Here is a 23,746-nt window from a genome sequence, read left to right as displayed (position 1 = left end):
CCCGACGATACATAGGCCGACGGGCACGGAGTTGCCAGTGCGCGCGCACGGACCGGGGCGGTTATTCGGCCGGCAGATCGAAGACCTGTCCGGGATAGATCAGGTCGGGGTCACGGATCGCGCCGCTGTTGGCCTCGAAGACCCTGACATACAGCAGCCCGTCGCCATAGCGGTCGCGGGCGATGCCCCAAAGCGTATTGCCCTTCTGCACCGTGATCGCCTTGATCGGACCCTCATCGGCGGCAAACGTCGCCTGCGCCAGCGTTGCCGCGTCTTCGCGCTTGAACGGGGTTTCGACCCGGCTGGTGACGTCACCACCGCTGCCCACCTCGTCCACGCGAAGGGTGTAGATGCCGGCATCGACATCCGGCAGATCGCCGCGCCAGCGGCCCGCGTCATCCACCGGCAGGGTCGCGACCACGGTGTTGTCGAGATAGACGCGCACCTCGCGCGTGGCGGCCTGTGCCCGGCCCGCAAGCCGGACTTCGCCCGCATCCGAATAGCTGATCGTGTCGAGCGCGACCGCGGACATGACCTCGGGCGCGCCGGCGCGGGCCATCAGTTCGACCCCCTCCGGGGTGGAGCGCAGTACCGCGACCCCCTGGGGTGCGGGCGGCGCAATGGCAGGCGGGGCACCACCGGTGACCGCCGTCGCTGCGGTCAGCCCCTGCGGCGCGGGATCGCTTGTCGGCGGCTGGCCGGCCTGAAGATCCGGCGTGGCAAGTGCGATGACCGCGTCGGGCACCGGTGCCTGCCCGCCCGCATCTTGGTCGGCCGTGTCGGATCCGGGCGCCGCGTTGTCGCCCTGCGCCGCCGCGGCGCTTGTGTCGGGCGCGACCTGCGGCTGGTCCACGGGGGCGGTGACGGGCGTGTGCTGCTGCGGGTCGGGCGTGTCGGCCTGTGCCACCGCAAGGGGGGGTTCGGGCCGTTGGGCGGGGGCGAGGATCACCTCGTCGCGCGACGCCGTCGCCTGGCCTCCGGTCTCTTGCGACAGGGTCAGCACCCGCGGCGCGGCACTGGGCGGAAGGATCGTGACGGAGGCAAAGCTGCCGCTGCCATCGGCACGCGCCGTGGCCACTTCGGCCCCGTCGATCAGAACTGACACCGTGCTGCCCGGTGCGGCCCGCCCGGCAATCACCGTCATTCCGTCGGGTTCGATGCGGACCTCGTCGATGCGCGGTGCGTCGGGTATATCGCCCGTGATGGGGTCAGGCGTCCGGGCGGCGGCAAGGTCTTGCGCGACCGATGTATCGGCGGTGGCGGGCGGCTTGGGCGTATCGTCGGGCGTCTTGGGTGCGGCAGCGGGCGCGTCGGTCGCCGCGCGGGTCACATCCGACAGGTCGGGCGCGGATGGCGTCCACATCACGTACCCTCCGATCAAGAGGGCAAGTATCGCCGCCAGCACCAGCGGAAGCGTCATGCCGCCACTGCGCGGGCTGTTGTGATCGTGAGTGTTCATCGCCATTCCGCCGCAATTTTCCCCGGCTCCGCCGCAGGTTGTTGAGCCTTACTAGCAAGCAGGATATCACCGGTCAAAAGCATCGCACCCAACATATCACAATTCCATTTGTCACCGGAGCAGCGCCATGTCCCAAAAATCCGTTTGTGTGTTCTGCGGCTCGCGCCCCGGGGCCGATCCCGACTATGTCAGCGACGCGGCCCAGATCGGAACGGCGCTGGCGCGCAACGGCTGGCGGCTGGTGTACGGCGCGGGCGATATCGGGATCATGGGCACCGTGGCGCGCGCGGCACAGGTGGCGGGCGGCGACACCTTTGGCGTGATCCCCGCGCATCTGGTGGAGCATGAGGTCGGCAAGACCGATCTGACCCGCTATGTCGTGACCGAGACCATGCACGAACGCAAGAAGGTGATGTTCATGAACTCGGACGCGGTGGTCGTTCTGCCGGGTGGTGCGGGGTCGCTGGACGAGTTGTTCGAGGTGCTGACATGGCGCCAGCTCGGCCTGCATCAAAAGCCGGTTTTCATCGTGAATACCAATGGATACTGGGACCCGTTGATCCAACTGATGCAGCATGTCGTGGATCAGGGCTTCGCCGAGGCGACGCTGCTTGGCTATTACACCGTCGTGTCGGACGCGGACGCCGCCGAAGCGGCGCTGGCCGCCCATCTGTCACGCTGATCCTGCCCTGCCGATCCACGCCGCACGGGCGGGTCGATCAGACGCACGCCCCCCGGCCCGACGACGCCAAGCAAATGACCGGTTTCGCCACCGCGCCCGCGCGAACGCCGGGATCGCCGCGCGCCGCTTGCGCCGACCGGCGCGGCGGCCCCACCAGGGGGCGCGGGCGCACGCCGGCCCGTTGAACGGCCACCCGCACCCCGCATCCCGCCATCGGGTCAATGCCCCGAACGTCGCCCCCGCGTTGTGATCTGAAAGTCACAGCCGCCCAAATGCCGCATCGCGCGCAAACCAGTGCAATTCGGCTAAATTCCTCGCGCCTCGGCGCGGTTCAGGATGCCAGATCCTTCGACACGATCTTTTCGATCTCGTTGAGCGGATGATTGGTCAGCGTCTTGGGAACTTCGGCGATGACGCGGCTGGCCACTTCGCTGTGCATCTTGTCGCGCAATTCGCCCAATGTGCCCGGTGGCGCCACCAGAACGATCCGGTGAAACGCATCGTTATGCGCATAATCATACAGGATATCGGCAAGGTCATCGGCAAAGCGGTCCTTGGCCAGTTGGTGCCAGTCGGTGTCCTGCACCGCCGACCGCGACGCGCCGGGCCCGTCGCTCAGCCGCCCCGGAAGACTGGCGGCCTGTTCGCGGTTGGGCGGGTTGTCCTGTTCCTCCTGTCGGATCACCTGCAGGAACGGATCCTGGCCATCGGTCTGGTTTTCTGTGAACAGGGCCTTTTCGCCATCGGCGATCAGGACCCATGTGCCATGCGTCAACTTTACCATCGTCACTCTCCTTGGTTGGTGAGCGCAGCCTAGCAACGAATTTTCACGCAAAACTGTTCCAACGCAAAAACGCCCCGCGGACGTAATTGTCCACGGGGCGCAAAGTGCCGAAATCCGGGGCCGAAGCGCAGTTACATGCGTCCGGCGACGTTTTCCCAGTTGACCAGGTGGTCAAGGAAGTTGGTCAGGTAATCGGGACGCTTGTTGCGGAAGTCGATGTAGTAGGAATGCTCCCACACGTCGCACCCCAGAAGCGCCGTCTGGCCAAAGCAGACCGGGTTGACGCCATTTTCGGTCTTGGTGACCTTCAGGCTGCCGTCCGTGTCCTTGACCAGCCACGCCCAGCCCGATCCGAACTGACCCGCGCCCGCAGCCTTGAACTCGTCCTTGAACTTGTCCACCGACCCGAAGCTTTCGGTCAGCGCCTTTTCAAGCGCGCCGGGCATCGCGCTGTCATTCGGGCTCATCATCTCCCAGAACTGGTTATGGTTCCACAACTGGCTGATGTTGTTGAAGATCCCCGACTGGGCCACGGCGGACTTGTCGTAGGTGCCCTTGATGATCTCTTCAAGCGACTTGCCGGCCCATTCCGTCCCCTCGATCGCCTTGTTGCCGTTCGTGACATAGGCGTTGTGGTGAATGTCGTGGTGATACTCCAGCGTCTCGCGGGACATGCCCTTTGCGGCCAACGCGTCGTGAGCATAGGGAAGATCGGGAAGTTCAAAAGCCATTGTAGGACCCCTTGTCTGTCTGAATGTCATTGCGACGTAACTGAGCGCGTTCGCGCCTTGCGTCAAGTGTCATGGTTCAACGAACCAGCCGAACGATGGTTCCAAATGGCCGTTCCGCCGAGGTTATTTTCCGTTCTGCGGCGATTTCGTGCTAAGATCACGACGCCGGGGCACGTGGGGGCGTGCCGGGTATCGTTCAAAATCATCATTTCAACTGGGGGAACAGTGCAATGTCATTCTACCTTTTTCAAGGCCGTTACACCTCGGCCGCATTCAAGGCCATGGTCAACAATCCGCATGACCGCGAACCGCCCGCGCGCAAACTGGTCGAAAGCTTTGGCGGCACGCTGCATCACGTGTTCTTTGCGATGGGCACCGACGACGTGATCGCCCTGATCGAAGCACCCGACGACACCGCGATGGCATCGGGCGCGATGGTTCTGGCCGCGTCAGGCGCTTTTGCGGGGGGATCGACGACCAAACTGATGACCACCGGCGAGGCCGTCGACGCCATGAAAAAGGCCAAATCGGCGATGACGAGCTACAAGCCCGCCACCGGATGACGCCGGTCGGGGCCGCGGATCAAAAGCACGGGGATCATAAGCACGGGGATCATAAGCACGGGGATCAGAAGTAATCGACCTCCGACCCCGGTTGCGCCGCGACCTTGAGCAGATCGAACACATACCGCGCCTGACTGCGAAAGCAGATGATGCGGAACGTGGTGTCATCGTGCATCCAGAAGGCCGCCGCGACCTGCGCCATGCGGGTCCGGCGGAACATGCCGGGCGTGAAGGCGTCGGGCGACAGATCGACGGGGGCCAGTTTCGCAACCACCTCGCGAGCCCGCGTGCCTGACACCTCGATGACCGCGCGGGCATCCGATACGTTGACCGCAAGCGCGTGCTTGCCCTGCGTGGCCTTGGTCATCCTGGCAAGCCGCGCCTGAACGTCGTCGTATGCGCACATCACCAACAGCTCGTCGGGCGACATCCACGCGACACCGTCGTCGCCTGACAAAACCGCCTGCCCGGGCCCCGGCAGCGACAGATCCGTCCCCTTTGTCGCGGCCTTTTTGATCGCGGACGATGCCAGATCGCCGCGCAGGGTGATCATGCCGCGCGGGCCCAGTTCGGTGATGCGTACCAGTCCGTGATCGTCGCTGATGCCATGCAGCGCGCTGACAGGTTCAGACATTCTGCTTCTCCCCTTGCGGATCGTAAAATACCGGGCTGACGATCTTGGCCTTGACGGTCGTGCCGTCGAGGCGCGGAAACTCCAGCACCTCGCCCATGCGGTCGGGGCCGTGCAGCACCAGACCCATCGCGATGCCCCGGTCGAGCGTCGGCGAGTGATAGGTCGAGGTGACGCGCCCCTGGGTGTTGCGCTGACCGTTGGCGTTCTCGCCCGCGGCCACGGCATAGGCGCCGTCGGGCAGCACGCTGCCGTCCTCGGTCTCCAGCCCCACAAGCTTCCAGCGGGTCGGGTCAGCCATGTGCGACCGGGCCTGCGCGCGCTTGCCGAGGTAGTCTTCCTTCTTTTTCGAAATCGCCCAGTCAAGGCCCAGGTCCTGCGGGATCACCGTGCCGTCGGTTTCATCCCCGATCATGATGAACCCCTTTTCCGCGCGCAGGATGTGCAGGCACTCCGTGCCGTAGGGCATCGCGCCGAGATCCGCACCGACGACCATCAGCGCGTCCCAGAACGCCTGACCGTGGCTTGCATCGACGGCAATTTCATAGCTCAGCTCGCCCGAAAAGGAGATCCGGTACACGCGGACGGCAAAGCCGCCCAGCGTACCCTCGGCCCAGTCCATGAACCCAAGCGCGTCCTTGCCCACATCCATGCCGCCCAGGCGCTCGAGCGCGGTCCGGGCGTTGGGGCCGACGACGGCAATCTGGGCATATTGCTCGGTCACGTTGGCCACGTGAACCTTCCAGTCCCACCATTCCGTCTGCAGCCATTCTTCCATGTGCTGGTGGATCCGCTCGGCCCCGCCGGTGGTCGTGTGGCACAAGAAGGTGTCATCGTCGATGCGCGCGACCACGCCGTCGTCGATCAGGAACCCGTTTTCGCTGCACATCAGCCCGTAGCGGCACTTGCCGGGCTTCAGCGTGCTCATCATGTTGGTGTAAAGCATGTCGAGGAACCTGGGGGCGTCCGGGCCCTTGACCACGATCTTGCCCAGCGTCGAGGCATCCAGCAGCCCAAGCTTGTCGCGGGTATTGCGCACTTCGCGCATCACCGCTTCGTGGGTGCTTTCGCCGCTGCGCCTGTAGGCATAGGGACGGCGCCAGTGGCCCACCGGTTCCCACTCCGCGCCGTTGGCGGCGTGCCAGTCGTGCATCGGGGTGCGGCGCAGTGGCTGGAACACGTCGCCCCGCGCCTCGCCGCCGATGGCGCCCATCGAAATGGGCGTATAGGGCGGGCGGAAGGTGGTCGTGCCGACTTGTGGGATGGCGACGTTGCGCGCGGCCGCAAGCGTGGCTAGCCCGTTGATGTTGCTCAGTTTGCCCTGATCGGTGGCCATGCCCAGCGTGGTGTAGCGCTTGGCGTGCTCGACGCTCTCGAACCCTTCCTGCGCGGCCAGTTGCACGTCCGAGACCTTGACGTCGTTCTGGTAATCCAGCCAGGCCTTGCTGCGCAGCTTGATGCCCGCGCCCTGCGGCATCATCCAGACCGGGGTCATCGGGGTTTCGCCCGACGGCTCGGCGGTCGGCGCATCGGAATGGCGGGCCCTGAACCCGGCAGCGGCACAGGCGATTTCACCGGCCTGAACCGCATCGGCAAGGATCGCGTCAAGTTGCATCACGCCGTTGGCGCATCCGGCGGGCGTGACAAACCCATGCCCATCCGCACCGATGGGCGCTTTATCCACATCCGGGCGGAAATGCGCCTGTGTCTCGTCCCACAGCAGCTTGCCGCCGCAATGCGACCACAAATGCACCACCGGAGACCAGCCGCCCGACATCGCCACCACGTCGCAGGCGATCTCTTCCAGCACCGCGCCTTCGCCCGACTGCGAGCAGACGGCGACACCCGTCACCCGCTTGCCGCCCTTGACCGACGACACCGCGTGGCCCATCAGCACCCGGATCCCCAGCGCCTTGGCCTGCTCCATCGCCGGGCTGTCGGTCGGCAGCACCCGCGCATCGAGGATCGCAGGCACGCTGAGCCCAGCATACTTGAGCGCAATTGCCGTAAGGTAAGCGTTGTCGTTGTTCGTCACGACCACCGTCCGGTCGCCCGGCGACACGCCGTAGTTGACCACGTAGTCGCGCACCGCAGAGGCCAGCATGACCCCCGGCACGTCGTTGCCAGCAAAGGGCAGCGGCCGTTCGATGGCGCCCGTCGCGGTCAGCACATGCCCTGCCCGAATGCGCCACAAGCGGTGCCGTGGCCCCGGTTTTTCGGGCGCGTGATCGCCCAGCTGCTCGTAGCCCAGAACGTAGCCGTGATCGTACACGCCCGCGCCCATCGTTCGGTTGCGCAGGGTGACATTGGGCATGTCTGCCAATTCCGACACCAGTTCTTCCACGAACTTATCCACAGGCTTGCCATCGACGGTGCCGCCGTCGACCGGTGCCCGCCCACCCCAATGGGGCGTCTGCTCCAGCACCAGCACCCTGGCGCCCGACCGGGCCGCGGCCTTGGCTGCCTGCAATCCGGCCACACCGCCGCCGATGACCAGCACGTCGCAAAAGGCGTGGAAATGCTCGTAAGTATCCGCATCCGGTGCCGTCGGCGCCCGTCCAAGGCCCGCGCTGCGGCGGATTATCGGCTCGTACACGTGCTTCCACAGGGGGCGCGGATGGATGAACATCTTGTAATAAAAGCCCGCCGGCAGGAACCGCGCGAGTTTCGAGTTGATCGCACCCACATCGAAATCAAGGCTGGGCCAGTGGTTCTGGCTGGTGGCGGTCAGCCCGTCGAACAGTTCGGTCGTGGTGATGCGCTGATTGGGCTCAAACCGCCCCCCCTCGCCCATGTTCACAAGGCCGTTGGGCTCTTCCGCGCCCGAGGCCACGATGCCGCGCGGGCGATGGTACTTGAACGACCGGCCCACCAGCATCTGGTCGTTGGCCAGCAGCGCCGACGCCAGCGTATCGCCGGAAAAGCCGCGCAGCCGGCGACCGTTGAACGTGAACGACAGCGCTTTGTCCTTGGACAGCAAGCGACCGCCGGTGGCGAGACGGGTGCTCATGGGGTCAGACCTTCGGGCTGGCGGAGGGGATGGCCCCCTCCGGCGGGAAATTTCGGGGCTAGGGTAAAAGACGCAGACATCATCCGGGCGTCCTCGGGGTCCAGTCCGGGCGCGCATCGGCGATCTTGTCGAGGATCTCCTGCGGCGGCGCGGAGGTCTGGGCGGTATAGGTGCCAAAGACCTGCAAGGTGGTCGTGCACCGCGCCGCATGAAACCACTTGCCGCAGCCATAGACATGCCGCCAGCGTTCGAAATGCACGCCACGGGGGTTTGCGCGCATGAACAGGTAGTCCTCGAAATCGGCATCCGACGCGCCGGGGCCATGCCGGGTCAGATGCGCTTCGCCGCCGGCGTGAAATTCGGTTTCCTCGGCGGTGACGCCGCAGACGGGACAGGTGAGGATCAGCATGGCAGGCTCCTGCGGTGGGGGGCGACGGCGGACCAAGGCCCGGACACGCAAAAGCCGACGCCCCGGGGGACGTCGGCCTGTTTCGTCAAGGCGGTGCTCTGCGCGGCGTCAGTTGCCCGAGGCTGCACCTTCGACGGCTTCGGCAGCGCCCTGGACGGCATCGCCCGCGCCTTCGATGGTGATGCTGACGTCATCGCCGCTGCCGCCGTCGGCGAACATGTAATACGCGAGGCCCGCGACGACGACGACAAGGATGCCGACGATGAACGCCAGTCCGGTGTTGCCGCCGGTGTTGGTTGTGGTTGTGGTTGTCGTGCGATCGGTATTGTCAGCCATGGTGTGTCTCCGTTTGCAGGTCCATTTGAAAAGCAAACAGCGGGCTGCGACACATTGTTCCACCGCGCCACAAAATTGTTTCCGTCGCCGTGCGGCGATTTTCGCGCTAGGCTGGCGTCATTCTGCGCAAGGCGGAGGACGCGATGAGCAAGGAAGCGATGGCAATAGTGGTGTTTGGCGCGATTTTGTGCGTCGCGCTGGTGATGTTCGTGCTGGAACGGCGCGGCGTGGCCGCCCGCAGGGCCGCGCGCGGCGGGCGCGAAGTCGATGTGAGCGACCTCATCGCCTTTGGCAGCGCCGCGGGCGACGCCAATCGCAACCGCGCCGAGGACTGACGGCGCAGGGCGGCCGGGAGCGGTGGCGCGGCGCATCAGTGCGCCACCCCCGCCGCCACGCTTTCGTCGATGAAACGCCCCTCGCGGAACCGCTCCAGCCCGAAGGCGTCGGTCAGCGGCGAACGCCCCTTGGCCATCAATTCCGCCATGGCCCAGCCCGATCCCGGCGTCGCCTTGAACCCGCCTGTGCCCCAGCCGCAATTGATGAACACGCCATCGACCGGCGTCTTGCTGAGGATGGGCGAGCGGTCGCCGGTGATGTCCACGATCCCGCCCCATTGGCGCAGCATCTTGAGGCGCGACACCATCGGGAAGGTCTCGACCAGGGCGCGCACGGTTTCCTCGATGTGGTGGAACGATCCGCGCTGGGTGTAGTTGTTGTAGCCGTCGGTGCCGCCGCCGATCACCATCTCGCCCTTGTCGGACTGGCTCATGTAGCCGTGCACGGTATTGGCCATGACGACCACGTCCATGCAGGGCTTGATCGGCTCGCTGACCAGCGCCTGAAGCGCCACGCTCTCGATCGGCAGGCGGAACCCCGCTAATCCGGCCACGTGGCCCGAATTGCCCGCCACCACAATGCCGACCTTGCCGCAGGTGATTTCGCCCCTGGTGGTGCTGACCCCGGTGACCTTGCCGCCGTCGCGCTTGATCGCGGTGACTTCGCATTGCTGGATCACGTCCATGCCCATGTCCGAGCAGGCCCGCGCATAGCCCCAGGCCACCGCATCGTGCCGCGCGGTGCCGCCGCGCGCTTGCCACAGCCCGCCCAGCACCGGATAGCGCGGACCGTCGATGTTGATGATCGGCACCAGTTGCTTGACCCGGTCGGGGCTGATGAATTCGGTCTTCACCCCTTGCAGGGCGTTGGCATGCGCGGTGCGCTGATAACCCCGGACCTCGTGCTGGGTTTGCGCCAGCATGATCACGCCGCGCGGGCTGAACATCACGTTGTAGTTCAGATCCTGGCTCATCGTCTCGTAAAGGCTGCGCGATTTCTCGTAGAGCGCGGCCGAAGGATCCTGCAGGTAGTTGGAGCGGATGATCGTCGTGTTGCGGCCCGTGTTGCCGCCGCCCAGCCAGCCCTTTTCAAGGATGGCGACGTTCGTGATGCCGTGGTTCTTGCCCAGATGATACGCCGTGGCCAGCCCGTGACCACCGCCGCCGATGATGATGACGTCGTAATGCGGCTTCGGTTCGGGCGCGCGCCACGCACGGTCCCATCCGGTGTGATACCGCAGGGCCTCTCTGGCGATGGCAAAGGCGGAATAGCGTTTCATGGTGCGCCCCTCGAAGGATTCGCCGGTTCGAGCCCGGCTTTCGGTCTTTCTGCGCGAGCCCCCGGAAAAGAGGATACTGCGCGCGGCATTCGGTACAGGTTTTGCGACACCTGCCGCATTTGGCCTTAGCAGTTTTGCGATATCCCCCGCAATTGCCAAAGCGGCCGCCCATGCGCCCCCCAGGCGCGGCCCCCACCCCCCGGCCCCGCGCAGGATGGTGCCGCTGCGCCGCAATGGCGCAGGACCGCGCCGCGGATCGGGGCCGATTGGCCCTTTTGTCGCTGCCCTTTGATCGCTACATCAAGGGACGAACCAACGAAAGAGGTCGCATGGCGTTCTGGATACTCACCGGGCTATTGGCACTTGTCGTCTCGGGGCTGCTTGCGCTGAGCCTTGCGCGGTCGCGCGCGCAGGCGGCGGACGACCGGTCACCGGCGGCCTATGACGTCGATGTCTACCGTGACCAGCTGCGCGAGGTGGAGCGGGATCTGGAACGCGGCGTGGTGTCGCGGGCAGATGCCGACCGTGCGCGCACCGAAGTGTCGCGCCGCCTGCTGGCCGCCGATGCCGAAGTGCGGGCCGCGCCCGAGACCGAAGCCGACGGCAGCCGGACGACCGCCGTGCTGGCGGGCCTGCTGGTCGCCGGCATGGTCGCGGGCAGCTTTGCGTTGTATCTGCGGCTGGGCGCCCCGGGATACGGCGATCTGGCGCTGGCGCAGCGGATCGAGATGGCCGAGACCCTGCGCCGCGAACGGCCCGGCCAGTCCGAGGCCGAAGCCAGCCTGCCCGATGCGCAGGTGCCCGGCGATGCCAGCCCCGATTACATCGCGCTGGTCGAACAGTTGCGCGCCACCGTCGCGGCGCGGCCCGACGACCTGCAAGGACATCTGTTGCTGGCCCAGAGCGAAGCCAACCTTGGCAATTACGCCGCCGCCGCCCGTGCGCAGCAGGCCGTGCTGCGCATCAAGGGCGCGCAGGCCAGCGTGGACGAGATGATCGACTATGCCGACATGCTGATCATCGCGGCGGGCGGCTATGTCTCGCCCGAGGCCGAAGCGGTGCTGCGCGCGGCGCTGGCCCGCGACGGCACGAATGGCACCGCACGCTATTACATGGGGCTGATGCTGGCGCAGACCGGGCGGCCCGACACCGCCTTTCGCCTGTGGGACCAACTGCTGCGCGAGGGGCCCGAGGATGCCCCCTGGATCGCGCCCATTCTCAACCAGATCGAGGAGATGGCCCTGCGGGCCGGTGTCCGCTACCAACTGCCCGAGATAGGCGTCGCAGCGGGCCGTGGCCCCGACGCCGCCGATATCGAGGCCGCGCAGGACATGACCCCGGCGCAACGCATGGAGATGATCGAAGGCATGGTCGGCCGCCTGTCCGAGCGGCTGGCGACGCAGGGTGGCCCGGCAGAGGACTGGGCGCAGCTTATCGGCGCCTTGGGCGTGTTGGGCGAAACCGGCCGGGCGCGCGCGGTCTATGACAACGCGGTCGAGGTCTTCGCCGGCGACGAGACCGCGCTTGACCTGATGCGCCGTGCGGGCCAGCGCGCGAGGGTGGTGGAGTGATCCTTGACGATGTCGCCGAATTCGCCGCCGCCCTGCCCCCGATGCAGGCGATTGCCGGCCTCGACCTTGGGGAAAAGACCATTGGCGTGGCGGTCAGCGACAACTTCCTGAGCGTCGCCACGCCGCTCCAGACGATCCGTCGCCGCAAGTTCGGACTGGATGCCGCGGCGCTGGTGCAGATCCTCGCGGCCCGGCGGATCGGCGGGCTGGTGCTGGGCCTGCCGCGAAACATGGACGGCTCAGAAGGCCCGCGCTGCCAGTCGACGCGCGCCTTTGCACGCAACCTGGCGCGGCTGCCCGAATTGGTGGACATGCCCATCGGCTTTTGGGATGAACGGCTGAGCACGGTGGCGGCGGAACGCGCCCTGCTTGAGGCGGATACGTCGCGAAAGCGTCGCGCCGAGGTGATCGACCACGTGGCCGCGGGGTTTATCCTGCAAGGGGTGCTGGACCGGCTGCGGGTTCTGAAAGGGGTGATCGAATGAGTGACGAGGTCTGGAAGCGCGCGGAGGTCGAAAGCCCCTGCATCAAGATCTGCGTCATCCATCCCGAGGCGCGTTTGTGCACGGGATGCCTGCGGTCGATCGACGAAATCACCCGCTGGTCGAAACTGAGCGCCGAGGATCGCCGCGCGATCATGGCCGAGCTGCCCGCGCGGTCGGGCCAGATCGCCAAACGCCGCGGCGGGCGCGCCGCGCGACTGGCGCGCTGATCTGCGCACCCGGCACGGGGCCGGGCCCCGGACGAATGGATCAGCCCGCCGCGACCCAGGCTGCGGCACCACCTGGCATCGGTGGCCTGAAATAGGCGATCATGCGGCCCTCCGGCGCGGCCGTGGCCCCCTGTCCCCAAGGCGCGACACCATGCAGCGCCAGCCGGTGAACGACATAGGCCGACCCCGGCGCGCCATGCACGACGACGCGGGCGCATGTCTCGAACGCGGTGCGCCGCGCGGCCTGATAGGTCTCCGTCACGTCCAGATCGCCCAGCGTGGCGGGGTCGCGCCCCGCAAAGGCGCGGGCAAAGGCGTCGCGCATGATCCTGTGGCTTCCGTCCCACACCACCAGCGGCGCGGCCTGAGGCGCGGCATCGGTCAGCGGCACGCCGAGGATGAAGGAATGCGGTTCGCGCACGAAACGGCGCTTTGGGGAGCCCAGCCCCAGCACCCCGTCCACATGCGCGGCGTCGCGGTCGCGGCGATAGGCAAAGGCGGCGTCGGTTTCCGTCGCGCGCGGTTTGGGATAGTCGGGATAGGTGATCGAGATCTGCGCGCGGTGCAATGCGGGCCAGCCATGGACGGCGCGGATCGCCTCGACCGCGGCGCCGCGCAGCGGACCTGCGCCCGCCACGCGGCCCTGCGGATCGTTGTCCAGTGCATCGAGACCGACGAACCACGTGCCCTTGCACTGAAATTGCGCGGCATGGGAAGGGTCAGCGACAGCGCGCTGCGCCGCGCGCCGTGCATGACGCGCCCAGTCGCACATATCCGGCTCGGGCGGGAACACCGCCCAGCCCCTGTCGGACCAGTCGCCTACCACCCAAAGGCGCGGCGCAGCATGTTCAGCGCCACCAGCACCAGGAACACCGCGAACACACGCTTGAGCGGCTTGGGGTCCATCGCATGCGCGAGCCTGACGCCGAGCGGCGCGGTCAGCAGGGTCATCGCGATGGTCACAAGGAAAGCGACACCGTTGACCGCCCCCAGCGTGTAGGGCGGGCGCGACGCGGGGTCGATCGCGACGAACAGGAACCCGACCACCGACGGCACGGCAATCAACACGCCAAAGCCCGCCGCCGTCGCCACCGCCCGGTGGATCGGAACATTGTAAAGGCTCATTGTCGGCACGCCGAAGCTGCCCCCGCCGATACCCATCAGAACCGACAGAAACCCCATCACCGGCGACAGGACCGCGCGCAGAATTCCCTTGGGCATGGCCTGCCCCAGGCGCCAGTGAGAGCGGCCAAAGCCCATGTAGAGCCCCACGATCAGCGCGAGCCCGCCAAAGATCGCCTGCAGTGTCGTGGTGCGCAATTGCGCCACCAGCAACATCCCGACGATCGCGCCGATCACGATGCCCGGCGCCCAGGTGCGCAAGATTTCCCAGTCCACGGCGCCTTTCTTGTTGTGGCCAAGAACCGAACGCACAGAGGTCACGATGATCGTCGCCAGCGAGGTCGCAAGGCACATCTGCATCAATTGCGGGCCGCCATAGCCCAGCGTCTGAAAGGCATAGAAAAACGCGGGCACCAGCACGATGCCTCCGCCCACGCCCAAAAGCCCCGCCAGAACGCCCGCGAACGCGCCGATGAACAGCAAAAGCGCAAGCATCTGCAGCAAAAGTCCCATGTCCTGCATGATTTTATCCTTTGGAATTTGTCTTGGGGGCGTGCCTACACCGCATCCGCCGGCACCGCCAGTGCCGTCACCTGGTCCATCGCCGCATCGACCAGTTCGGGCCCCGCACCCGGAACATGCGCGCCCTCCGACAGCATGCGCCGCCACTGGCGTGCACCGGGGCGCCCCGCGAACAGCCCCATCATGTGCCGGGTGACCTGGTTCAGCTTGCCGCCCCCGGCCAGGTGCGCCTCGATATAGGGCAGCATGGCGCGCACGGCGGCCTCGGGCGTGGTCTCCTCGCCCGTGCCATAGATCAACGGGTCGGCGGCGCAGAGGATATCGGCGGGGCTGTGATAGGCCGCGCGCCCGATCATCACGCCGTCAAGGCCCCGATCCAGAAACTCCCGCGCCTGATCCAGCGAGGTGATGCCGCCATTGATCGAGATATGCAGGTTGGGAAAGAGCCCCTTCATCCGCAGCACCAGGTCGTGATCCAGCGGCGGGATATCGCGGTTCTCCTTGGGGCTCAGCCCTTCCAGCCAGGCCTTGCGGGCATGAATGCTGACCCGCTCGATCCCCGCGCCGACCATGCGCGACAGGAACTCCGGCAGCACCTCTTCGGGGTCCTGATCGTCCACCCCGATGCGGCATTTCACCGTCACCTCGACTTTTGTCGCCGCGCGCATCGCCGCGACGCAGTCGGCCACCAGCGCGGGCTGCTTCATCAGCACCGCGCCGAATGCACCCGATTGCACCCGGTCAGAAGGGCAGCCGACATTCAGGTTTATCTCGTCATACCCCGCCTGCTCGCCGATCCGCGCCGCCTGCGCCAGTTCGACGGGATCGGACCCGCCCAGTTGCAATGCGACAGGGTGCTCGTCGGGATGGTGATCCAGAAGATGCAGCGCACCACCGCGCACCAGCGCGGGCGCCGTCACCATTTCGGTATAGAGCAGCGTGCGGCGGCTCAACTGCCGGTGCAGATACCTGCAATGCCGGTCGGTCCAATCCATCATCGGCGCAATGGACATTCGCCACGGTACGATATTCTGCGATTTTCTTTCCATGACCTTCGTCTAAACAGAATCAATAGCCGCCACCAGAAGAAGATTTTGTCCGATTACTGCCTGTTCGCGCCCTTTTTCCACTAATTTACAACACATGCTGCGGTCAAAAACAGATGATGCAATCACCGCTTTCTATCGGCCCTCTTCCAAGCTGCCGCACGCTTTCCCCACACGGTCTTTGCACCTTTGGGCATGGCTGCGCGTTTTCCGGATCACAGACGTTGGTGGTAGGATATTCGACCTTCAAACTGCTTTGCTTCCAGGATGATAAGGCTTGAAGCCGACGTTTCGATCCATTGGGTTGGATGCCAGCAGTGCGGATGGAAAGGATGGTCCTGCATGATCCGTCGTCGCGATGCGCCACAGTGCCGTTGTCATGAATTGCCTATGAGAGGAGCCATCCCGTCCGCACAGCGGACCGACACGTTTTGGGGACATCCGCCAAGAAAATTTAGGTGTTGAGCCATCGCAGCGACATTGGAAAAATCACGGCCACTCCAAACATGATGAACTGGGGGGCGAGGTGCTCGCACCATCGCCCCCCAATCCCGGTGACAAGAACAGGCAAGCGCCTTGCTTCAAGTTGGGGTGGTGCCAACGGCGGGTGACCTGGCAACCCGCTCATTCAGAACCGACACTGCGGCACCCGCCACCAGCGCCCAGAACGGCGCGCTGATGCTCAGGAAGGACACATTCGACATTGCGACGATCAGCGCAACGAAGGCACCGATTTGATGACCCGCATTCCTGTCGAAAGCGGATTGGAATGCGCTTAGCAGGACAGTGATCATCGCCAGCCCCGCAACCGCACCGATCAGCGGTCCGGGCAGTGCCATGATGAGCGGCACCGCCACTCCGGCAAATACCCCGAAGGCGGCAAACAGCACACCGTTCAACACCGTCGCGGCATACCGCTCCTCGGGGTTCTCGCCTGCCTGATCAGAAGAACAGATCGCCGTCATGGGCCCGGCAATATTGGCGTTATGCCCGCCGATAAGCCCCGCCAGCATGCCGCCGACGCCAGAGATCACGGTCATGGCATTGATCGGCGGGCGGTAGCCTTCGGCGTAGAGGACTCCGATGGCCTGGGCGTTCTCGGCCCCGATGACCAGGACAGCCAGCGGCACGGCAATGGCCAAAAACGCATCGACCGTGAAGACCGGCGCGGTGAATTCCGGCGCGACAAAGCTGATCGCCGCATCGCCGCCCTGGAAGCCGCCTGTCAGGGCCACCGCGACCAGACCGACCACCAGTGCCGTCAGCACCGGCGGGACCGCCCGCAGAAACCGCATCGACAGGAAAAAGGCGATGGTCGCCGCCCCGACCACAATGGGCAGCTTTTCGATCGAGGTCACGGCCCCGATACCGAACCGGATGAGCGCGCCCGCGATCATCGCCATGACTATGGGCATCGGCAGCCAGCGCATCACCTTGCCGATGAGCCCGGTGATGCCCAGCACGAAGACCATCGCGCCCGCCATCAGGAAGGCACCGACAGCCTGCTCGAACGGGAACGTGCCAAGTGCACCGGCGACCAGTGCTGCGCCGGGGATGGAATAGGCCCCCGTCACCGGCAGTTTGTAATAAAGCGCCATGATCAGGCTGATCACTCCGCCAAGGCCGTAGATCGCCAGGAGCCAGGCCACGGTCTGCCCCTCCGTCAGCCCGCCATTGTTGGCCGCGCCGATGACGATCAGCGCCGGGCCGGAGCATCCGAAGATCGCCGCGACGAGCCCGGCGCTGGCGGTCTTGATGCCAAGCGCCTCGCGCAGCCCCGAAAGCCCCGCGCCGAAGCCCGGCCCTTTCTCGATCCAGTCTGAGTGTTGTGTCCGTTCCATTTTGGGTTTCCTCCCTGGGATATGGATGCGTGGCCGCCTCAGCGGCCGGTGAACGCAGGCTTGCGCTTGTCGTGGAAGGCCTCGACGCCCTCGCGGAAATCTTCCGATTGCCGCAGGCGGCTGTAGTTGAGCCCCTCCATCTCGATCGCGGTACTCAAGAGCGCGTCGTCGGTGTCGTTCAGAAGTTTCTTCGCGGTGCGCTGCGCCATCGGAGAGAATTCGCGCAACTCTTTGACGAGATCGGTGACCGCCTGTTCGAGATCGCCATCGGGCACGCATTCGGTGGCGATGCCCCAGTCGAAAGCCTGCTGGCCCTTGATGCGCCTGGAGCGCATGACGATGTCCTTGGTGCGGGTGACGCCGACGATCTTCTGCAGGCGGGCAGAGCCGCCCGATCCGGGGATCTGGCCCAGCTTCTGTTCGGGCAGCGCGTAGCGGCACGTCTCGGACGCGATCCTGAAATCGCAAGCCAGCGACAGCTCGAAACCGACGCCGAAAGTGTACCCGCGATTGGCCGCGATCACCGGCTTGGAGCAGCGCGCAGGTGCTGCGATGTTCCAGGCCAGGTGCGAGACATGTTCCGGGCTGGCCTCAAGGAAGCCCTTGATATTGCCGCCCGAGGAGAAATGTTCGCCCTCGCCCGAGATGACGATGATGCGGACACGCGCGTCGGCATCGAGTGCCTCGAAGACAAGGCGCAACTGATCGCGTGCACCCATCGAGATGACGTTATAGGGCGGGCGCGCCAAGATGATGTCGGCGCGCTCGTTCTCGGCGTCGAGGCGGACATTGAAGCCGTCCAGTTCGGCCAGACGCGGATCGGAAAAGGTCATGGTCTCTGTCATTTCAGTCTCTTTCTGTTGGATTAGGCAGGTGTGTTCTGGGTCGGTTCGGCCTCGTAGTCGCCGGCGACGAGCAGGCGACGCAGCAGTTTTCCGACGGGGGATTTCGGGATCTCGCGCACAAAGACGTAGCGGCGGGGACGGCGGAAATTCGACAGGTCGGAGTTGCGGCAATGGGCATCGAGTTCGTCCTCGGTGACGGTGCCGTCGCGCCTGACGAAGGCGGTCACGATCTTGCCCCAGCGTGGATCGGGCAGGCCGACGACCGCGACCTCGGCCACGCCGGGATGCAGCGACAGGCAACTCTCCACCTCGACCGGCGAGACATTCTCGCCGCCGGTGATGATCATGTCGTCGGTGCGGCCCGTGACGAACAGATCGCCGTCTTCGTCGAAAAGCCCGCAATCACCGGTGAAGTACCAGCCGTCGCGGATGGCCTTGCGATCCGCTTCGGGGCGGTTCCAATAGCCCTCGAACGCCTCGTCGCCTTGCATGGCGGCGACGATCTCGCCTTCCTCGCCCGGCGCGCAGGTCTGGCTGGCATCCGCCGCGCCGAGCGGCACGATGCGCAGGCGCTGGTTGATCGCGGCGCGACCCGCCGATCCGGGCTTGGCCGCCGCGTCTTGACAGATGGAGAAGGTGTAGATCTCGGACGAGCCGTAATGGTTCACGAAAAGATCGGGCTTGAAGGCGTCGGCGAGTTTCCGAAGCAGACCGTCGGTCATCGACGCCCCGGCAAAGCCCAGCTTGCGCACGCTCGCCACCCGCGATGGCGTGAAATCGGCGTGATGGACGATGTCGTGATAGAGCGTCGGCACGAGGTAAAGGTTCGTGACGCCATGCCGCTCGATCGCGGCGAGCGCGCCCGGCGGGTCGAACCGCGGCAGGCAGATGAAGGCGCCACCGATGACGCTGGCCGACAAAAGCGACCGGATGCCCATCGTATGGTAGAGCGGCATGACGCCCAGCGTCCGTTCGCCATTGCCGTACATGTTCTGCGCCACATGGGCGATGGCCGCGGCCCGCTCGGCCCGGTGGCGTCGCGGCACGCCCTTGGGCTTGGACGTGGTCCCCGAGGTATAGAGCATGACCGACAGGTCTTCGGGCCCCGCTTGCGGCAGCGCATCGGGCGCGCGGCCCGACAGCATGGCTGCGAGACCATGATCGCCATGCAGCGTCAGAACGGTCAGACCCGAGACCAGCGCCGATCCGGCAACCGCCTCGGCCGCGGCATCGTCATGAACGAGAACGCGGGCGGCGCTATCGCGCAACGCATGGTCCAACTCATCTGCCGTGACCCGCCAATTGACCGGCGTGATCACGATTCCCGCCAACTGGCAGGCCCAATGCAGCGAGGCATTCTCCCAGCGGTTCTGCATCGCCGTGACGAGCGTATCGCCCTTGCGCAGCCCCATCTGGCCCAGCCCGTCCACAAGCGCGCTGATCCGGATGAACCAGTCGGCATAGGTGAGTGTCCGGTCGCCTTCGGCGATCGCCAGTGCGCCGGGGTCGCGCTCCACGGACGCGATAAAGCTGGTTCCGAGGTCAAGCATCGATTGGTCCTCCCTTGATGCGGTTGCGGACGGCCAGTGCCGCCTGAACGATGGGCACATAGCCAGTGCAGCGGCACAGATGCCCCGACAGAGCCTCGCGGATCGTGTCTTCTTCAGCGTCCGGTTCGCGCGAAAACAGAGCATCAAGCGTCATCAGGATGCCTGCCGTGCAGAAGCCGCACTGCAGCGCGAAGTTTTCGCGGAAGGCCTCTTGCAGCGGCGCAAGCTGTTCTCTCTTCGCAAGCCCTTCGACCGTGCGGATCTCGCTGCCCTCGGCCTGCGCGGCAAGCATCAGGCAGGCGCGCACGGGCTCCCCGTCCACCTGCACCGTGCAGGCCCCGCAAACGCCGTGCTCGCAGCCGACGTGCGTACCTGTCGCGCCGATCTCATGGCGCAGGACGTCCGTCAGCAACAGACGCGGGGATACGCGGGCAGAGACGGCGCGTCCGTTCAGGGTGAAGCGCACCTCATGCGTTTCGTCTTGGGTCAGTCGCGGCATGACAAAGCCTCCTTCAAGGTTGCGCGGCCAAGGTGCCGGACCAGGTCGCGGCGGTAGCGTGCGGTGGCATGCAGGTCGTCACGGGCCTGCAGATGCCAGGCAAATTCGTTCAGTCTGTCGTCCAGATCGGCAGCCTCCGCAGGCAGGTCGAGCGTGCGGGGCGTATCCGCGACACCGCCCACGGTCAGCGTGGCGCTCCCATCGTGCCGTGCGATGGCGGCGCAGGCGACGATGGCGAAATCGCCGTGGCGGCGGGCCACTTCGCGAAACGCGTATCCGGTGCCCTTGCGGTGCGTCGGGAAGGTGACGGAAGCGATCATCTCTCCGGGGGCGAGGTCGGTGGACATCATGCCCTGAAAGAAGTCGCGCGCCGCGACCTGCCGCGTCTTGCGACGACGGCGCAGGGTCACGGAACCGCCCAGTGCGATCAGGCAAAGCGGCAGCTCGGCGCTGGGATCGGCATGGGCGACAGAGCCGCAGACCGTACCGCGATTGCGCAACTGCGTGTGCCCGACCCAAGGGAGCGCGGCGCGCACGAGCGGCAGGCGGTCCGCCAGGTCCTCCCAACGCTCCAGCGTTGTCTGACGCACGGCGGCCCCGACGCTGACAGTGTCGGCGGTTGCCTCGATCCGCGACAGTTCCGGGATGCGGGTAATGTCGATCAGCGTGGCAGGCCGGGCAAGGCGCATGTTCAGCATCGGCACAAGCGACTGGCCGCCAGCGATGACGCGGGCCTCGGTGCCGCCCTGATGCAGCGCCTCCAGCGCTTCGCCCAGATCGGTGGCGACAACAAGATCGAAAGGAGCGGGCTTCATGACCGGCCTCCTGTCGCGATGCTTTGCAGGAGGCGCCGCAGGCGGGCCAACGGTCCGCTGCCCGCGCCGCCACCGCCGCTGTGACGGGCCAGCGCGCGGAAGAACTCGCCGATCACGACCTTGGCCGCCCCGTCGAGGAGCCGCCCGCCGACCGAGGCGACTTTGCCGCCGATCTGGGCCTCGTAGCGATAGGCGATCTCGGTGCCCTCAGCGGTGTCGGTCAGCGTCACGCGGCCATGTCCGCCGCCGTTTCCCAGCGCGCCCACGGCACGGCCCGACAGCGTCACGGCATTGGGCGGATCGAGGTCGGAGAGTTCGATATCGGCCTTGTAGCGGCCCCGGACCGGGCCGATGCCCAACGTCACGTCCGCCTTGAAGCGGGTCTCGCCAACCTTCTGCACGCCATGCGAGCCGGGGATGATCGCCTCCAGCGTCGCGGGGTCGAGCAGCATCTTCCATATATCCTCGCGGCTGGCCTGCACCACGGCGCGGCCCTCGCCGGTCAGCTTGCGCCCGTTCGCGCTGGCTTCGGCCTGCGTTTCGGGCACCGGCTCTTTCGACACCGGCTCGTCGCCAAAGATAAGCGGGGCAAGTTTCGCCGCCGTTATGGGAAGCACGATGTCGGGCGCAGGACCATCCGGAGCAAGCGCGTCGGCCACCGCATTGGCGATGCACACCGGGGTGGACATGCAGTTGCCTTCACCCACGCCCTTGGCCCCCAGCGGGGTGAAGGGCGACGGGGTTTCGTGGTGCAGGATGAGCGGCTCGGGCACTTCCATCACCGTGGGCAGCAGGTAGTCGGCGAGCGTGCCCGACTGGAACGACCCATCGGCCCCATAGGCATATTCCTCGAGGAAGGCCGCGCCGACAGCTTGGGCAAAGCCGCCGCGCACCTGCCCATCGACCATGGCGGGATGCAGGATACGCCCACAATCATGCATGGTCACATAGCGGTCGATCTTCGGCTCGGCCGTTTCGGGGTCGATCTCGATCCCGCAGAAATCGAAAATGAACCCGTGACAGAGCGAGGAATTGATCCCGTCTTGCGCCGTCGGCGCTTCCAACTCGGGCGGGGTCCAGTAAACGGTCTCGCGCATGGTCTGGTCGACGTCGTCCGGCAGCGTGCCCGGCGACCAATGCGCCGTGGCCGCCACCCTTGCGAACGACAGGCTGTTATCGGGATTGCCCGCTGCACCGATGCGGCCTGCTTCGAATGTGACGTCTCCGGGGGCGATGTTCAGTTGCGCCGCCGCGACCTTGGCCAGCTTGTCGCGCAGCCGCGACGCCGCGATCTCGGCGGCTCCGGCCACGGCGGGGGCAAAGCGCGATGCGTAATTGCCCGAGGCGATGGACCAGGCATCGCGCATCGTGTCGACATCCGCCAGAACGCGCACCGCGGCCAAAGGCAGGCCGAACTTGTCGGCGACCACCTGCGCAAGCACGGTCCGGTGGCCCTGGCCCTGCGGAACCGAGGCGACCTTGACAGTGACAGAGCCCAGCGGGTCGATCGCGACCGTCGCCGTGGCCTGCGCGCCGTTCTTCGGCCCCGCCTTGGCGCGCTCTTGGGGCGTCAGGACGGTCGTGATATAGCCCATGTTCGACACCGAAGGCTCCACCACGCAGGCAAAGCCGATGCCGTAGCGACGGCCCTCGGCGCGCGCCTTGTCGCGGCGGGCGCAGAGCTCTGCCAGCCCCCCCTCATCGACAGCGCGGTTCAGGGCAGTGGCATAATCACCCGAGTCGAGCAGCGCGCCGCTGGCGGTGCGGTAGGGGAAGGCATTGGCAGGCACCAGGTTCCGGCGGATCACGTCCAGCCGATCCAACCCCATCTGCCGCGCGATGGCGTCCATCAGCCGCTCCAGCGCGAAATACATCTGCGGGCCGCCAAAGCCGCGGTTGAGCCCCGTCGGCGTCTTGTTGGTCAGCACGACGCGATTGCGGATCGCCATGTTTCGAATGTCGTAAGCGCCGGTCATGTTGCCATGCATCCGGTAGAGCGTCGCAGGCTCCGGCGCACGCAGATGGGCGCCGCAATCCTCGATCTGGTCCCAGTCGAGCGCGGTGATCCGACCATCGGCTTCCACCGCCGCCTCGATCCGCGTCTGACGGTTGGTGGCCGAGACGCTGGCTGAAAGATGCTCCAGCCGGTCCTCGATCCATTTGACGGGCGCTTGCGCGATCCGCGCCGCGATGCCCAAAAGGATCATGTAGGGAAAGACGCCCTGCTTGATCCCGAAAGAGCCGCCCGAATCGGGCGGCGTGCGCAGCCGCAACCGGTTGCCGGGCACCTTGAGCGACCGGGCCACGACCGCATGGATCGAAAACGGGCCCTGGAAATTCGCGGTGATGTCATAGGCATCCTCGCCGGGCTCGTAACTGGCGATCACGCCGTATGTCTCGATTGGCGTGCAGGCGCTGCGCGGATAGGTGACGTCGATGCCGATCCGGTGCGGGGCCGCGTCAAAGGCGGCCTCGGGATCGCCATAGCGAAAGCGCCGCTCGTTGATGAGGTTGCCGCCAAGACTTGGATGCAGCACCGGAGCGTTTTCGGCAAGCGCCGCGACGGGATCCACGACGGCACCGAGCGGAGCGTAGTCGACCGCGACCAGATCGGCGGCATCCTCTGCCAGGTAACGGTCCGTCGCGACAACCATGGCCACCGGCTCGCCGACATAGCGCACGCGGTCCACCGCCATGGGCCAGCATTCGACATCGGCCTTCACGCCAACGGTCATCGAGCGAATGCGCGCCATCACATCGCGCCCGGTGATTACGGCAACCACGCCCGGGGCGGCGGCGGCCTCGGCCATATCCACCGACCGGATTTCCGCATGCCCGTGCGGCGAACGCACGAACGCCAGGGCCAGCGTGCCCGCCGCGATGGGCAGATCGTCCATGAAGCGTCCGTGCCCGGACAGCAGCGCCTGATCCTCGACGCGCGTGACCGACCGTCCGACAAATGGCTCTGTAGCGTTATCTTTCATGTTCCCTCCCGGCTTGGCA

The 23,746-nt window shown here is 66.1% G+C and carries 23 protein-coding genes; 6 read left to right on the top strand and 17 right to left on the bottom strand.

What is annotated here, in order from left to right; all coding sequences use genetic code 11:
* Positions 1-61 precede the first annotated feature (61 nt).
* Positions 62-1,459 (bottom strand): LysM peptidoglycan-binding domain-containing protein, encoded by a 1,398-nt coding sequence (locus FDT80_RS01220; protein WP_246039790.1) that lies wholly within the window; start codon positions 1,457-1,459, stop codon positions 62-64.
* A gap of 127 nt (positions 1,460-1,586) precedes the next feature.
* Here FDT80_RS01220 and FDT80_RS01215 point away from each other — a divergent pair, with 127 nt between their 5' ends.
* On the top strand, positions 1,587-2,141 hold the full coding sequence (locus FDT80_RS01215) for an LOG family protein (RefSeq protein WP_138660421.1): 555 nt from the start codon (positions 1,587-1,589) through the stop codon (positions 2,139-2,141).
* Between the two features lie 331 nt (positions 2,142-2,472).
* Here FDT80_RS01215 and FDT80_RS01210 read toward each other — a convergent pair whose 3' ends face one another.
* Positions 2,473-2,925 (bottom strand): host attachment family protein, encoded by a 453-nt coding sequence (locus FDT80_RS01210; RefSeq protein ID WP_138660420.1) that lies wholly within the window; start codon positions 2,923-2,925, stop codon positions 2,473-2,475.
* A 131-nt stretch (positions 2,926-3,056) separates the two neighbouring features.
* A complete protein-coding gene (locus FDT80_RS01205) occupies positions 3,057-3,656 on the bottom strand; it encodes a superoxide dismutase (protein ID WP_138660419.1) in 600 nt (199 codons plus the stop codon).
* A 230-nt stretch (positions 3,657-3,886) separates the two neighbouring features.
* Here FDT80_RS01205 and FDT80_RS01200 point away from each other — a divergent pair, with 230 nt between their 5' ends.
* On the top strand, positions 3,887-4,219 hold the full coding sequence (locus FDT80_RS01200) for a GYD domain-containing protein (RefSeq protein WP_138660418.1): 333 nt from the start codon (positions 3,887-3,889) through the stop codon (positions 4,217-4,219).
* A gap of 64 nt (positions 4,220-4,283) precedes the next feature.
* Here FDT80_RS01200 and FDT80_RS01195 read toward each other — a convergent pair whose 3' ends face one another.
* The 4 genes from FDT80_RS01195 to FDT80_RS01180 all read right to left on the bottom strand — a co-directional run bounded on the left by FDT80_RS01195 (position 4,284) and on the right by FDT80_RS01180 (position 8,605).
* Complete coding sequence (locus FDT80_RS01195; RefSeq protein ID WP_138660417.1) at positions 4,284-4,853, bottom strand: sarcosine oxidase subunit gamma; 570 nt, start codon at positions 4,851-4,853, stop codon at positions 4,284-4,286.
* A complete protein-coding gene (locus FDT80_RS01190) occupies positions 4,846-7,860 on the bottom strand; it encodes a sarcosine oxidase subunit alpha family protein (protein WP_138660416.1) in 3,015 nt (1,004 codons plus the stop codon). Before FDT80_RS01190 ends, FDT80_RS01195 begins: the two co-directional genes overlap by 8 nt.
* A 79-nt stretch (positions 7,861-7,939) precedes the next feature.
* Positions 7,940-8,269 carry a sarcosine oxidase subunit delta gene (locus tag FDT80_RS01185; RefSeq protein ID WP_138660415.1) on the bottom strand — a complete coding sequence of 110 codons (330 nt, stop codon included), beginning with the start codon at positions 8,267-8,269 and terminating at the stop codon, positions 7,940-7,942.
* Positions 8,270-8,377: 108 nt separating this feature from the next.
* Positions 8,378-8,605 (bottom strand): hypothetical protein, encoded by a 228-nt coding sequence (locus FDT80_RS01180; RefSeq protein ID WP_138660414.1) that lies wholly within the window; start codon positions 8,603-8,605, stop codon positions 8,378-8,380.
* A 143-nt stretch (positions 8,606-8,748) separates the two neighbouring features.
* On the opposite strand from FDT80_RS01180, the gene FDT80_RS01175 reads away from it, so the two are divergent.
* A complete protein-coding gene (locus FDT80_RS01175) occupies positions 8,749-8,940 on the top strand; it encodes a hypothetical protein (protein ID WP_138660413.1) in 192 nt (63 codons plus the stop codon).
* Between the two features lie 35 nt (positions 8,941-8,975).
* Here FDT80_RS01175 and FDT80_RS01170 read toward each other — a convergent pair whose 3' ends face one another.
* Entirely contained in the window at positions 8,976-10,220 is a 1,245-nt protein-coding gene (locus tag FDT80_RS01170; RefSeq protein ID WP_138660412.1) for a sarcosine oxidase subunit beta family protein, read from the bottom strand.
* 329 nt (positions 10,221-10,549) lie between these two features.
* On the opposite strand from FDT80_RS01170, the gene ccmI reads away from it, so the two are divergent.
* The 3 genes from ccmI to FDT80_RS01155 are packed head-to-tail and all read left to right on the top strand — an operon-like array spanning position 10,550 to position 12,503.
* Positions 10,550-11,791: a c-type cytochrome biogenesis protein CcmI gene (gene ccmI, locus FDT80_RS01165; protein ID WP_138660411.1), complete on the top strand. Its 1,242-nt coding sequence runs from the start codon at positions 10,550-10,552 to the stop codon at positions 11,789-11,791.
* Entirely contained in the window at positions 11,788-12,276 is a 489-nt protein-coding gene (gene ruvX, locus FDT80_RS01160; RefSeq protein WP_138660410.1) for a Holliday junction resolvase RuvX, read from the top strand. Before ccmI ends, ruvX begins: the two co-directional genes overlap by 4 nt.
* Complete coding sequence (locus tag FDT80_RS01155; RefSeq protein ID WP_138660409.1) at positions 12,273-12,503, top strand: DUF1289 domain-containing protein; 231 nt, start codon at positions 12,273-12,275, stop codon at positions 12,501-12,503. The genes ruvX and FDT80_RS01155 overlap by 4 nt, the downstream gene beginning before the upstream one ends.
* 40 nt (positions 12,504-12,543) lie before the next feature.
* Here the strand turns inward: FDT80_RS01155 and FDT80_RS01150 are convergent, their stop codons facing one another.
* From FDT80_RS01150 to FDT80_RS01110, 9 genes are all read right to left on the bottom strand, one after another.
* Positions 12,544-13,296 carry a hypothetical protein gene (locus tag FDT80_RS01150; RefSeq protein WP_246039788.1) on the bottom strand — a complete coding sequence of 251 codons (753 nt, stop codon included), beginning with the start codon at positions 13,294-13,296 and terminating at the stop codon, positions 12,544-12,546.
* A gap of 26 nt (positions 13,297-13,322) precedes the next feature.
* Positions 13,323-14,147 (bottom strand): sulfite exporter TauE/SafE family protein, encoded by an 825-nt coding sequence (locus FDT80_RS01145; RefSeq protein WP_138660408.1) that lies wholly within the window; start codon positions 14,145-14,147, stop codon positions 13,323-13,325.
* A 35-nt stretch (positions 14,148-14,182) separates the two neighbouring features.
* Positions 14,183-15,196: a tRNA dihydrouridine(20/20a) synthase DusA gene (dusA, locus tag FDT80_RS01140; RefSeq protein ID WP_138660407.1), complete on the bottom strand. Its 1,014-nt coding sequence runs from the start codon at positions 15,194-15,196 to the stop codon at positions 14,183-14,185.
* 578 nt (positions 15,197-15,774) lie between these two features.
* On the bottom strand, positions 15,775-17,034 hold the full coding sequence (locus FDT80_RS01135) for a benzoate/H(+) symporter BenE family transporter (protein ID WP_138660406.1): 1,260 nt from the start codon (positions 17,032-17,034) through the stop codon (positions 15,775-15,777).
* 38 nt (positions 17,035-17,072) lie between these two features.
* Positions 17,073-17,879, bottom strand: coding sequence for an enoyl-CoA hydratase/isomerase family protein (locus FDT80_RS01130; protein WP_138660405.1), 807 nt, complete (start codon positions 17,877-17,879; stop codon positions 17,073-17,075).
* 20 nt (positions 17,880-17,899) lie between these two features.
* On the bottom strand, positions 17,900-19,429 hold the full coding sequence (locus FDT80_RS01125; protein WP_138660404.1) for an AMP-binding protein: 1,530 nt from the start codon (positions 19,427-19,429) through the stop codon (positions 17,900-17,902).
* Complete coding sequence (locus tag FDT80_RS01120) at positions 19,422-19,928, bottom strand: (2Fe-2S)-binding protein (protein ID WP_138660403.1); 507 nt, start codon at positions 19,926-19,928, stop codon at positions 19,422-19,424. The genes FDT80_RS01125 and FDT80_RS01120 overlap by 8 nt, the downstream gene beginning before the upstream one ends.
* Positions 19,916-20,743 carry an FAD binding domain-containing protein gene (locus FDT80_RS01115; protein ID WP_138660402.1) on the bottom strand — a complete coding sequence of 276 codons (828 nt, stop codon included), beginning with the start codon at positions 20,741-20,743 and terminating at the stop codon, positions 19,916-19,918. The genes FDT80_RS01120 and FDT80_RS01115 overlap by 13 nt, the downstream gene beginning before the upstream one ends.
* The gene (locus FDT80_RS01110; protein ID WP_138660401.1) at positions 20,740-23,727 is read right to left on the bottom strand and encodes a xanthine dehydrogenase family protein molybdopterin-binding subunit; all 2,988 of its coding nucleotides are present in this window, start codon (positions 23,725-23,727) and stop codon (positions 20,740-20,742) included. Before FDT80_RS01110 ends, FDT80_RS01115 begins: the two co-directional genes overlap by 4 nt.
* Between the last annotated feature and the right edge of the window lie 19 nt (positions 23,728-23,746).

This window comes from Sulfitobacter sabulilitoris, from assembly GCF_005887615.1.
In the GTDB taxonomy this organism is placed as follows: domain Bacteria; phylum Pseudomonadota; class Alphaproteobacteria; order Rhodobacterales; family Rhodobacteraceae; genus Sulfitobacter_E; species Sulfitobacter_E sabulilitoris.
The sequence above is the reverse complement of the archived record's forward strand: the minus strand, read 5'-3'. Positions and strand labels throughout refer to the sequence as shown.